Source organism: Rheinheimera soli (assembly GCF_031457405.1).
In the GTDB taxonomy this organism is placed as follows: domain Bacteria; phylum Pseudomonadota; class Gammaproteobacteria; order Enterobacterales; family Alteromonadaceae; genus Pararheinheimera; species Pararheinheimera soli_A.
Genome location: NZ_JAVDWR010000015.1, coordinates 8,601 through 20,403 on the forward strand (window position 1 = coordinate 8,601; position 11,803 = coordinate 20,403).

The 11,803-nt window shown below is 50.0% G+C and carries 13 protein-coding genes; 2 read left to right on the forward strand and 11 right to left on the reverse strand.

Translation table 11 applies throughout. The annotated features are described in order from the left end of the window. Positions 1 to 202: 202 nt before the first annotated feature. On the forward strand, positions 203 to 2,890 hold the full coding sequence (locus J2W69_RS16265; RefSeq protein WP_310280508.1) for a nitrate reductase: 2,688 nt from the start codon (positions 203 to 205) through the stop codon (positions 2,888 to 2,890). Next, positions 2,887 to 4,128: a molybdopterin molybdotransferase MoeA gene (gene moeA / locus J2W69_RS16270; RefSeq protein ID WP_310280510.1), complete on the forward strand. Its 1,242-nt coding sequence runs from the start codon at positions 2,887 to 2,889 to the stop codon at positions 4,126 to 4,128. Before J2W69_RS16265 ends, moeA begins: the two co-directional genes overlap by 4 nt. On the opposite strand, the gene J2W69_RS16275 is transcribed toward moeA, so the two are convergent. The 11 genes from J2W69_RS16275 to J2W69_RS16325 are packed head-to-tail and all read right to left on the reverse strand — an operon-like array spanning position 4,125 to position 11,801. Beyond that, a complete protein-coding gene (locus J2W69_RS16275) occupies positions 4,125 to 4,799 on the reverse strand; it encodes an ATP-binding cassette domain-containing protein (RefSeq protein ID WP_310280512.1) in 675 nt (224 codons plus the stop codon). The genes moeA and J2W69_RS16275 overlap by 4 nt on opposite strands. Further along, entirely contained in the window at positions 4,796 to 5,479 is a 684-nt protein-coding gene (gene modB, locus J2W69_RS16280; protein WP_310280514.1) for a molybdate ABC transporter permease subunit, read from the reverse strand. Before modB ends, J2W69_RS16275 begins: the two co-directional genes overlap by 4 nt. Then, positions 5,479 to 6,276: a molybdate ABC transporter substrate-binding protein gene (modA, locus tag J2W69_RS16285; protein WP_310280516.1), complete on the reverse strand. Its 798-nt coding sequence runs from the start codon at positions 6,274 to 6,276 to the stop codon at positions 5,479 to 5,481. Before modA ends, modB begins: the two co-directional genes overlap by 1 nt. Continuing rightward, positions 6,263 to 6,799: a molybdenum cofactor biosynthesis protein MoaE gene (locus J2W69_RS16290; RefSeq protein WP_310280518.1), complete on the reverse strand. Its 537-nt coding sequence runs from the start codon at positions 6,797 to 6,799 to the stop codon at positions 6,263 to 6,265. Before J2W69_RS16290 ends, modA begins: the two co-directional genes overlap by 14 nt. Before the next feature lie 3 nt (positions 6,800 to 6,802). Beyond that, a complete protein-coding gene (locus J2W69_RS16295; RefSeq protein ID WP_310280520.1) occupies positions 6,803 to 7,051 on the reverse strand; it encodes a MoaD/ThiS family protein in 249 nt (82 codons plus the stop codon). Beyond that, the gene (gene moaC / locus J2W69_RS16300) at positions 7,044 to 7,547 is read right to left on the reverse strand and encodes a cyclic pyranopterin monophosphate synthase MoaC (RefSeq protein WP_310280521.1); all 504 of its coding nucleotides are present in this window, start codon (positions 7,545 to 7,547) and stop codon (positions 7,044 to 7,046) included. Before moaC ends, J2W69_RS16295 begins: the two co-directional genes overlap by 8 nt. Then, the gene (gene moaB, locus J2W69_RS16305) at positions 7,547 to 8,095 is read right to left on the reverse strand and encodes a molybdenum cofactor biosynthesis protein B (RefSeq protein WP_310280523.1); all 549 of its coding nucleotides are present in this window, start codon (positions 8,093 to 8,095) and stop codon (positions 7,547 to 7,549) included. Before moaB ends, moaC begins: the two co-directional genes overlap by 1 nt. After that, the gene (mobA, locus tag J2W69_RS16310; RefSeq protein WP_310280525.1) at positions 8,068 to 8,670 is read right to left on the reverse strand and encodes a molybdenum cofactor guanylyltransferase; all 603 of its coding nucleotides are present in this window, start codon (positions 8,668 to 8,670) and stop codon (positions 8,068 to 8,070) included. The genes moaB and mobA overlap by 28 nt, the downstream gene beginning before the upstream one ends. Positions 8,671 to 8,679: 9 nt before the next feature. Further along, a complete protein-coding gene (gene moaA, locus J2W69_RS16315; RefSeq protein ID WP_310280527.1) occupies positions 8,680 to 9,687 on the reverse strand; it encodes a GTP 3',8-cyclase MoaA in 1,008 nt (335 codons plus the stop codon). 15 nt (positions 9,688 to 9,702) lie between these two features. After that, a complete protein-coding gene (locus J2W69_RS16320; RefSeq protein ID WP_310280529.1) occupies positions 9,703 to 10,923 on the reverse strand; it encodes an NAD(P)/FAD-dependent oxidoreductase in 1,221 nt (406 codons plus the stop codon). An 11-nt stretch (positions 10,924 to 10,934) separates the two neighbouring features. After that, on the reverse strand, positions 10,935 to 11,801 hold the full coding sequence (locus J2W69_RS16325) for an ABC transporter ATP-binding protein (RefSeq protein WP_310280531.1): 867 nt from the start codon (positions 11,799 to 11,801) through the stop codon (positions 10,935 to 10,937). Positions 11,802 to 11,803: the final 2 nt, after the last annotated feature.

Below are 11,803 nucleotides of genomic sequence, written 5' to 3' on the forward strand. Positions count from 1 at the left end.
TTTAGGTCAGGCTGCACCAGAATAAAGCTCTATTCTCTTTATCAAGCCATGTGATCAGGCCAGAGCCAGCCAAAACTCAGCAGACCGGGGTTGGCATCGGCTTTGCTTAATCTCTCTACACTATTATGAGCAAAGGCGCTCGTCTTACTGTTTCTTTTTCAGAGGCAGAGACGGGCGTTTTTTTTATTAAAGAGGATCATAGATGCAGAGGCTAAGCACTTGCCCCTATTGTGGCGTGGGTTGTGGAATTCGTAGTGAAGGCCAGACTGATCTACAGATCTCAGGTGATAGCGGGCATCCGGCCAATTTTGGTCGTTTATGTGTCAAAGGTTCCGCTTTGGCTCAGACCTTGGGTGAACAAGGCCGCCTGCTGGCGCCCAAAGTGGATGGTCAGACTGTGAGCTGGCCTGAAGCTATAGATGCAGTGTCCAGCCGCCTTAGTGCCATTATTGCCGAACATGGCCCTGCCTCTGTGGCTATGTATTTATCCGGCCAACTGCTGACTGAAGATTATTATGTCGCCAATAAACTGATGAAAGGTTTTATTGGCAGCCCTCATGTCGACACCAATTCCAGGCTCTGTATGGCCTCTACTGTGGCTGGCCACAAAAGAGCTTTTGGTGCCGATATAGTGCCGGGTTGTTATGCCGATATTGAGCTGGCCCGTTGTTATATTCTGGTGGGCGCTAATATGGCCTGGAATCATCCTGTGTTGTTTCAGCGTATTCAGGCCTGTAAACAACAAGACCCAGGCCGGACAATTATCGTGATAGATCCACGTCGCTCAGCCAGTTGTGAAGGCGCTGATCTGCATCTGGCGCTCAAACCCGGCACAGATCTGTTGTTGTTTAATGGTTTGCTGAGTTTTATAGCCGCAGAGCAGCAGCTGGATCAGAACTTTATCAATGCCCATACCGAAGGGTTTTCTGAAGCTTTGCTAAGTGCACAACAACAAGCGGGCACTATTGAACAGGTTGCTATGGGCTGTGATCTGCCTCCGGCACAAGTGGACGCTTTTTATCGTTGTTTTGTTGATGAACCTTTAACCTTAACTTTGTTTTCGCAAGGGGTAAATCAGGCACAAAACGGCACAGATAAAGTCAACGCTATTATCAACTGCCATCTGGCAACAGGTCGTATAGGCAAAGCAGGTTGTGGGCCTTTTTCATTAACAGGTCAGCCCAATGCGATGGGGGGCCGCGAAGTTGGGGGCCTGGCTAATCAACTGGCGGCTCATATGGATTACAGCCAAAACGCCGATATCGAACTGGTGCGGCAATTCTGGCAAGCGCCGAATATCTGTCGTCAGCCCGGCTACAAAGCTGTGGATTTATTTGAGGCTGTGGAGCGTGGTGAGATTAAAGCCATCTGGATTATGGCGACTAACCCGCTAGTCAGTATGCCGGAAGCCAACAGGGTCAAAGCCGCCTTAGAAGCTTGTCCTTTGGTGATAGTCTCCGACATTGTCACACACACCGACACTATAGCCTGTGCTGATATAGTTCTACCTGCCACAGGCTGGAGTGAAAAAGATGGCACTGTCACCAATTCAGAACGGCGTATTTCCAGGCAGCGTACTTTATTACCCGCTCCAGGCTTAGCCCGGCATGACTGGCAGATGATCTGTGATGTTGCCAAAGCTATGGGATTTGCTGAACATTTTACTTATGCAGGGCCTGCCGCCATTTTTGCCGAACATGCCGCTTTATCTGCCTATCAGAACACAGGCCAGCGCGCTTTTGATTTATCCGGTTTGATGCACTTAACAGCGCAGCAGTATCAGGACTTAGCGCCTGTGCAATGGCCGGTGAATCACAAATACCCAAAGGGTGCCAGTCGTTTAGGTGCTGATGGTCAGTTTTATACGCCCTCTGGTAAGGCACGATTTATTGCGGTATCGCAGCAACAGAGCGCTGAGCTGGCCAGGGATCATTTGCTGCTGAACACGGGAAGAGTCCGGGATCAGTGGCACAGCATGACCAGAACAGGCCGTGCCGCTTCTTTACTGCAACACAGAGCCGAACCTTTTCTGGAACTGCATCCACTGGACGCCCAACAATTCGGGCTGACGGATGGTGGTTTGGCGCGGCTGTCGAATTCATTAGGCCAGATGGACGCTCGCGTCCGGCTGACTGAAGCGCAGCGCAGTGGTGAATGTTTTGTGCCTATTCATTGGACAGATCAATTTAGCAGCAAGGGCCGTTGTGATGTGCTGGTGCCCGCTTTGGTGGATCCGGTCTCAGGCCAGCCAGCGTTAAAACAAGCACAAGTGCAAATTCAGCCTTTAAGCTTGCACTGGCAGGTATGGCTGATTTTAAAACCAGAACTGGATGAGCTGCTTTGGCCTTTATGCCGCAGCAGTGGCTATGCCAGCAAACAAAAAAGTGCGCAGACTGTGCTTTACCATCTGGAACTGGCGGAAATGGATCTGGCTGCTACTGCTGGTGCAGGGCTGGATCCAACCAAGCTGCAGCTGTGGTTATCTTCCTTGGCTATCCAACCCGAACTGAGTAGTCAGGCTTTAAGCCTGGGCCATTACAGAGCTGCAGCTTTTGAGGCAGAGCAGTTAAGTTGTTGTGTCTTTATCAGCCCTGAACCACTGAATTTAGCTTTGGAGTATCTGGACCAGCAATTTAATAAAGAACTCAGTCTGAATGAAAGGCGTCAGCTACTGACAGGGCGCAGCAGCTCTGGTGAGATGCAAAGTGCAGTGATTTGCAGCTGTTTTCAGGTGCGGGAAGCGTCAATTTGTGCGGCTATTCGTGAAGGTTGCCATAGTTATCAACAACTGGGGCAACAGCTAAAATGTGGCACAAACTGTGGTTCCTGTATCCCTGAGTTAAAGGCGCTGATTGCATCGGAAATCACTACACAAGGAGAAACAATATGAGCCACAGCGCCTGTTTAAACCAACAAAGCCTGACTATGACAGAGGCGTTGCAGCTGATGTTAAGCGAAGTGTCAGCACCCATTCAACGCCAGTATTGCCCCTTGCCACAACTTTTAGACAGAGTAGTGGCAGAAGCAGTTTATAGCCCTGTGGCTATGCCGGCTTTTACTCAGTCTGCTATGGATGGTTATGCGCTGCGTTATGAAGATATCAAAGCAGGTGCTGCTTTAGAGTTAGTGGGCACTGTATTAGCCGGACAACAAGCACAAGACCCGCTGCAAGCAGGGCAGGCCATGGCGGTGATGACAGGGGCCGCCATTCCTGAAGGTGCTGATACTGTGTTGATGCAGGAATATTGCATTGTTGCTCAAGGCAAACTCCAGCCCGATCCACAGCAACGTTACAAAAAGGGCGACCATATACGCTGGGTTGGCGAAGATTTAGCGGCTGGAGCTTTATTATTTGCAGTGGGCCACAGAATGGGGGCTTTGGATATGGCCGTGTTGGCGGCTTCTGGTTTAGCCGGAGCTCAGGTGTATAACAAACTCAAAGTGGCCTATTGCTCCACTGGTGATGAGTTAACAGAACCAGGTCAGCCGTTAAAGCCAGGTCATTGTTACGATGCCAACAGATATTTATTACAAGCCGCTTTAAAACGACTCGACTGCGACACTCTGGATCTGGGATTAGTGCCGGACGATCCGGCTCTGCTGAAACAGGCTTTTTTACAGGCCAGTACAGAGGCCGACCTGCTGATTTGTTCAGGTGGTGTATCTGTGGGGCAAGCTGATTTTACCCGTCAGGTGTTAACTGAGCTGGGTCAGGTGCAATTCTGGCAAGTGGCAATAAAGCCTGGTAAACCTTTTGCTTTTGGCAAGCTGGGCCAGTGCTGGTTTTTTGGTTTACCGGGCAATCCGGTCTCTGCAGCCATCACTTTTCAACAATTGGTATTGCCAGTGCTGCAACAAGCAGCTGGAGTTGTAGCTTTGCCTCCAGCTGATTTTTATACCACTGCAGCTGCAGATTTTAGTAAAAAGCCAGGGCGGCTGGAATTTCAACGCGCGCGTTTTAGTGAGGACGCTGAAGCTGGTTTTGTAGTGCCAGCAGCCAGCCAAAGCTCGGCCGCTTTAATTGAGCTTGCCAGAGCAGATACGCTGGTGGTGTTGCCTGCCGAAGGTTCAGGGGTGAAAGCCGGAGAACAAGTGCTGTTGCAACCATTGGCCTCTTGTTTAGGTTAAATCGCATAAAAAGTCTGGCCTTGTTGCAGCGGCCACAGCTGTTGTTGTTGCTGCAGTTGCCCCTGTTTTAACCAGACAATCTCCTGACAATAGAGGCATAAGTCTTCCATTTGGTGGCTGACCCACAGCAGCATAAAGCCTTGCTGTTGCTGATAATGTTTCAGTTGTTTCAGCACCGCTGCTTTTTGCTGACCGTCCAGATGGGCGACGGCCTCATCCAGTAATAAAAGCTGTGGCCTGGTGATCAAAGCCTGGGCTAACGCCAGTTTTTGCTGCTGGCCAGATGACAATTGTGACGGATACAAAGCCAATAAGGGCTGCAGTTCAAAGTCCTGAATAATTTGATTTAGATCTTCAGGCGACTTGCTCCAGTCGCTGGCCAGTTGCAGATGCTGCAACCCGGTTTTATGTGGCATTAACAAAGCTTCAGGTGCCAGATACAGTGCTTTTCGGCTGGATAAAGACCTTTGATATTGACCTTGTTGCCATAATTCGCCACGAAAGCTGCAGTGTTCAGCGGCATCTGGCTGTAAACCCGCTATGGCTTTGAGCATAGTTGTTTTGCCACTGCCGGACTGGCCATAGACCCCAATCCAGTGGTGAGTCAGTTGCAGGTCCAGCTGCAAACAAAAGCGACTGACAGACCAGTTAAGCTTTAGTTCTAAACTCATTTATGGCCTCTCTGTTGTTGCCCTCTCTGTTGCTGATACAACCAAAACAACACGCTAAAAGAAAACAGTAATAACAAGCCGGATAACAGATGAGCCCGGGCGTAGTTCAGGCTTTCGACCTGATCATAAATCAACATCGACAGCAGCTGGGTCTGACCCGGAATATTGCCGCCTATCATCAGCACTATGCCAAACTCGCCCAGCGTATGAGCAAAACTTAAAATAAAAGCGCTAAAAAGAGCGGGGCGACTTAAAGGCCAAATCAGCTGAGTCATTAACTGCCAGCTATTGGCACCTAAAGCCCGGTTTTGATCCAACAGCTCCTGTGCTATTTGCGCAAAACCTTGCTGCAGTGGCTGCACCACAAAAGGCAGCGAATACAACATAGAAGCCAGTACCAGGCCTTCAAAACGAAAAGCCAAAGCTTCAATACCAGCAAGGCGTAATAACTGGCTAAACCAGGAATCCGGACTTAACAGCAAAACTAAATAAAATCCTAATACGGTAGGGGGCAACACCAAAGGCAAAGTCAAAAGCGCATTGATGGCATTACGTCCTGTGCTTTGGCCACGGCTAAGCCACCAGGCCAGCGGAGCTGTCAGCAGCAGTAAGAAAAAACTGCTTAAAAGCGCCAGTTTGACAGTAAGCCACAAGGCTTGCCATTCAGCCGGATACAGCATTAGTTGTGCTCCCGCTTAAAGCCAGCGTCGGACCAGAACTGCTGTTGTTCGGGCGCCAGCATCCAGTCTAAAAAAGCTTTGATTTTAAGTTGTGAGCTGTCTGGTTGTTTTTGGTCCGCCCGATAAAACCAGCTATGGCGGATGGGCGGATATAAATGTGCAGGCACAACTTCTGTCCGGCCCAGCTGTTGTAATAACTGCAACTGCTGTTGTTGGGCTTGTGGCAGCAATTGCTGCAGCTTGCTCTCTGGCAACAGCGCATGACCGACAATTCCCACTTCGGCCTGACCTGTACGCAATAAATGCAACACCAAAGCTGCATTATCAGTGCGGCGTATTTTGGGCTGCAGTTGTGGCCAGAGCTGGTGCTGTTGCAAATAAGCCAAAGCGGCTTTGCCATAAGGCGCGTGGTTTGGATCTGCTATCGCTATATGCTGGCTTTGTGCCAGCGCTTGGTCTGCATGTTGAAAACGACTGTGATACCAAAGCAGCAACTGGCCACGGCCATATACACCGGTCTGACATTGCTGTCCGGCGCTGCAGTGTTGCAGCAGGGTATTGGTATACAGAGGATCAGCCGCCAGAAACAGAGAAAAAGGCGCACCATGCTGAATTTGTTGACTGAGCTTGCCGGAGGAGGCAAATACCGGCTGAATGCTGACGCCAGTTTCCGCCTGATACTGCCGCAACAGCACAGGCAGCACTAAGCGTAAATCTGAGGCAGCAGCAATCAGCTGTGTTGCTCCGGCATGACAGCAGACCAGAAGACAAGCAAAAAACAGTTTAAGGCCGCGCATCCAGGGCCTCTGGTTTTAACAGTTGCGGTAACTGCTCCGGTTTATACCAACGCCGCGCCGCGGCCAGATCGCTGTGTTTTGACTCCAGCCATTGGCTTTGTTGCTGGTTTTGTTGTTTTTTCCAAAAGGGCGCCTGACTTTTCAGCTGATCCATTAAAAACTCTGTGGCGGCAAAACTATCGGCTCTGTGTGGTGAACTGACAGCCACCAGCACTATCTGCTCATTAGGCCCCAGCAGCCCTGTTCTATGAACAAGATGAATATGCTGCAAAGGCCAGCGGCTGGCGGCTTGTTCGGCCAATTGTTGTAACACCAGCTCTGTCATGCCCGGATAATGTTCCAGCAATAAAGCGCTGGTTTGTTGTTGGTCCTGGCCCGAATCATCCGGTTGAAACTGCCGCACTTTACCGACAAAAAAACAAATGGCACCGCAGTCCGGGCTTTGTTGTAACAACAGCTGATAAACAGGCTCTACCGCAAAATCTGCAGTTTGTACCCGCACTTCAATGGCACAACTGATCATTGACTATCCCCCTGTCACCATAGGAAAAAAAGCCACTTCATCACCTTGCTGCAGTGGATGATCCAGACCTACTAATTGTTGATTGACCGCCTGCAGTATTTGCCGCTGACAAAGCTGGCGTAACCAGACAGGGCTGGTTAACGCCAGTTGTTGTTTTAGCTCAGCTACAGTCAGAGGACCATGCAGGGATAACTCCAGCTCACGGGTTGCCAGCTCTTCACGCAAACTGGCAAAAAACAGCACCTTAAGCATCTGCCGTCTCCTTTTGTAAATGCGGCGCCAGCCATAGCCCGGATTTGCCGCCTTGTTTTTCCAGCAGCTGTACGTCACTGATCTGCAAAGCAGGATCCACAGCTTTGACCATGTCGTACAAGGTTAAAGCTGCAACACAAACTCCTGTCATGGCTTCCATTTCAACGCCAGTGTTGGCTGTGACTTTGCAGCAGCACTGAATACGGATTTGGCCTTTATTCTGGTCCAGCTGAAAATGCACCTGCACCTGACTCAGCGGAAGTGGATGGCACAAAGGGATCAACTGGCTGGTTTGTTTGGCCGCCATAATGCCGGCCAGACGGGCTGTTGCCAGCACATCGCCTTTGATGACCAGTTGTTGTTCAATCAGTTGGATCACCTGACTTGTGGTTTGCAGCAAAGCAGTGGCCGTGGCTTGCCTGGTGCTGACCGCTTTTTGGCTGACATCCACCATAAAGGCCTGACCCTTGCTGTCTAAATGAGTAAAAGCTTGCATCAGGCGCTCCTTGGTTGACATAAAGCCGCAGTAGAGGCTTTTAAATGGGGCACTAAATTACAGGGCTTATGCCGGGAGTCGAGCTGGTCCTGTAGAATCAAATCCCAGCCTGTGGCGCAGGCATTCGGCGATCCAGGCAGGCAGACAATCAGTGTCTGATTGGCTAAACCCGCTAAAGCGCGGGATTGAATAGTGGAGCTGCCAACCTGCTGCCAGCTCAATTGGCGAAAAGACTCACCAAAACCAATAATTTCTTTATCCAGCAAAGGTTTAACTGCTTCTGGTGTCGAGTCGCGGGCGGTAAATCCAGTGCCCCCTGTCAGCAAAATCACCTGAATATCCGGCGAAATAATCCATTGGGAGATCAAAGCCCGTATCTGATACAAGTCGTCTTTGACAATACGCCGCTCTGCCAACAGGTGGCCTGCCTTGGTTAAACGCCCGGCCAGGCAATCACCTGAACTGTCGTTATCCGGTGTTCTGGTATCTGAGACCGTCAGAACGGCCACTGATAAAGGGGTTAATATGCTGCTGAACTGAAAGGCCATAAATTCTCCCTGACGCTTTGATGCTGGCGCCATTCTGTGATGGTATTGAGGTTAAAAAGCTGCTCCGGTGCCGGGCAGGGTGTTTGATGCACTTGCCATTGTTGCTGCAATTGCCGGAGTGAACACTGCGAGCCACCTTGTTGTAGTTGCAGCTCCAGATAGTCGAGCAGGGCTTCAGATCGGCGCAGCACACAAGGCAAAGTGCTTTCGGCAAAGGTGCTGACATCGCCCTGATGACGTTGTACTAAAGTTTCCAATAACCTGGGGCTCAGGCCCGGCATATCCACAGGGATCACCAGATTCAGCTGATATTTGCTTTGGCTTAAACAGGCATGAATACCTGCCAGTGGCCCTTTATCAGGCCAGTGATCGGCAATGGCTCCGGCCCTGTTACCACTTAATAAAATTTCGCTGGCACCGGTTTGGATCAGCACCAGTTGTTGATGCTCCAGCAAGGTTGGCGCTATGCCTTGCCAGCAATACGCTGAAGCCTGATAGCGTAACAAAGCTTTGTCCTGCCCCATCCGGCTGGACTTGCCACCACAAAGTAAAATGGCCCCAAAGTTCTCAAGCATTATTGCTCCTTAACCACCTATCATGGCGAAGTTCCGGGTAGCGCCCGGGTTCTGCTGATGTAAAAAATGACTGGCTTTTTTCTGTTGTACTTGCTGTTGCAGCCAGCCTTTGAGTAGCTCTGTGGGTTGGTTCAGCCAGGGCCGTAGGTTTTGATGCTGTTCGGCAAATAAACACAAAAACAACAGGCCTGTGCTTGACACTCTTAATCTGTTACAGCTGTCACAAAAATCCTGCTGATAAGGGGTAATAAAACCTAAACGGCCCTGATAATCCGGATGCTGATATTCGCGGGCTGGTCCTGCAGTGGCGGTTTTTGTTAACACTGTCCAGCCTTGTTGTTGCAGTTGCTGCTCCAGTGCTTGGGCGGATAAATGTTGCTGGCGAAAAAAAGCTGAACCTGTTTGGGTTTGCATCAGTTCGATAAAACGTAAGGTCCAGTTTTTTTGCCGCACCAAAGCCTGAAAATCAGCCAAAGCTGCGGCATTGTGTTGTTTCAACAGCACAGTATTGAGTTTAATGCTGTCAAAGCCCAGGCTGTCAGCAAGCTCCAGCCCTGCCATGATCTGCGGCAATTTATCCTGACCTGTTACCAGCGCAAAAGTGGCTTCGTCCAGACTATCCACACTGACCGTCAGTTGATCCAAACCTGCTTCACGCCAGTGCCTGACGTCTTTTTGCAGCCGGTAGCCATTGGTACTTAAAGCCACGGTCTGAATGCCGGGAATAGCTTTGACTGTGGAGATAATGCTGGTTAAGTCTTTGCGTAAACTGGGCTCTCCGCCTGTGATCCGTACTTTGCTGGTGCCCAGCTCAGCAAAAGTGGTCACCAGTTGCTTAATTTCCTGCAGACTTAAATCGGTTTTAGCCACACAGCTGCTGCCATCCGGCAGGCAATACAGGCAGCGAAAATTGCATTGATCGGTGACAGATAAACGCAGATAACCAAAGCTGCGACCAAAGCTGTCGGTTAAAGCTTTGTTGTTGCTGGCTGAAGTGGATAGTGGGTTATGCTGCATGACTGATCCTTTTTTCTACGCTGCTTGCTGTGCAGGGCCAAATAGCAGCTCCGTACTACAACTGACAGCTTTTTGCTGATTAATCAGCTCGGCATAAAAACCGGATAAGCTGGTATCGCCTACACAAACAGCTCCGACCAAACGGCGCTCTTTATCCAGCCAGAGCCTGCGATAGTCGTGGTGCTGCTGATCCTGATAACAAAACTGCTGTAAATCCTGTTGTTGCAATAAGGCGGGAATATCACCGCAGGAACTTAGCTGAATACCGCTGATTTTTAGCTGTGTGCTGCTGTCGGACAGCTGATAATTGGCATGTTGGCCTGATACCACCGCGGCTAACACTTGTGCCTGAGTGGCGATAGGGGCCACCAGACCAAAAGTATGTTCACCAAACTGACAACATTCACCTAAAGCAAAAATATCAGGGTCTGAACTTCGTAGTTGCGCATCGACACAAATGCCTTGCTCTGTCCGTAATCCGGCTTGTTGCGCCAGTTGAATATTCGGTCTGATGCCAAGGGCCATCACCAGTACATCCGCCTCCAGCTGGCTGCCATCAGTAAGTAGCACACCACTAAATTTTTGATCCCTCTGTAGCAATGTTGACACTGAAGCATGGGTGAAAATAGTCAGGCCTCTGTGCTCCAGCTGTTGCTGCAATAAAGTCGCTGCGGCCGGGTCCAGCTGGCGATTCAGCAGATAACCGCTGCGCTGCAACAAACTGACCTGCATGCCTTGTTTACGTAAACCCTCAGCGGCTTCCAAACCTAAAAAACCACCGCCTAACACCAGCGCTTTACCGCCTTTTGCTGCGACTTGGCGTAGTTGTTCTAAATCCGACCAGTTGCGAAAGGTGCAAAGTCCTGGCAGTGCTGTTTTTGCATAAGGGGGAGTAGTGGCTTCTGCGCCAAGGGCCAGCACCAGTTGCTGATAACGCACCACCAGGCCACTGCGGCTAATCAGTTGTTTATTGTGTTTATCCAGATGCACTACTGCATCGCCCAAAACCAGTTCAATCTGATGCTGCTGATACCACTCAGAGGCACAAAGTTCTGCCGCCTGGTCGGCGAGCTCCCCAGCCAGCAAAGACGACAACAAGACTCTGTTATAAGCTGCTTTGGTTTCAGCACCGAACACCAGAATACGGGCAGGTCTGTTGGGTTGTTGCACCAAATCGGCCAGTAATTTATGGCACGCCATACCGTTACCAATAATGACTAAATCTGCGTCTGTCATCTGTCGCTCCTTCAAGCGCTGGCCTGAGTTTTATTCTGTTGTTTTTTCTCTCTTTTACTGCCCAGATCTTCTACTTTGCGCTGTTTTTCATAAAGGAAGCTCAGCACCTGATGACGATAATGGTTATAGCTGGGGTCATCGGCCAGTTGCAGTCTGTGGCGCGGGCGCGGCAAATCGACTGTTAAAATTTCGCCTATAGTGGCGGCCGGGCCATTGGTCATCATCACAATGCGGTCGGATAACAACACAGCTTCATCCACGTCATGGGTGATCATCATCACTGTGGTATTGAGCTGAGCCTGGATCTCCATTAAGGAATCCTGCAAGTGGGCACGGGTTAAGGCGTCCAAAGCACCAAAAGGCTCATCCATTAACAGCACTTCAGGTTGCATTGCCAAAGCCCGCGCTATGCCCACCCGTTGTTTCATGCCGCCTGAGATTTCGTTTGGTCTTTTATCCAGTGCATGACTCATATGCACCAGCTCCAGATTGTGTTCTACCCAGTCACGAATTTCCGCTTTGGTTTTTTTGCCGTCAGACTGCTGTTTTACCGCAAGCTCAACGTTTTGATACACAGTCAGCCAGGGCAATAATGAATGGTTCTGAAACACCACAGCCCGCTCCGGGCCTGGCTCTGTCACTTCTTTGTGATTTAAAATCACCCCACCAGTTGTCGCCTGATGTAAACCTGCGACAATATTCAGTACTGTGGACTTACCGCAGCCTGAGTGGCCTATCAGGCTGACAAACTCGCCTTTTTTGATATGCAAATTGACGTTTTGCAGCGCAACAAAAGGGCCTTTTTCAGTGGGGAAACTGATACCTACCTGCGTCAGTTCTAAATGTGTTTTTTGCATCCCCGAATTTGTTTTTTGCATAA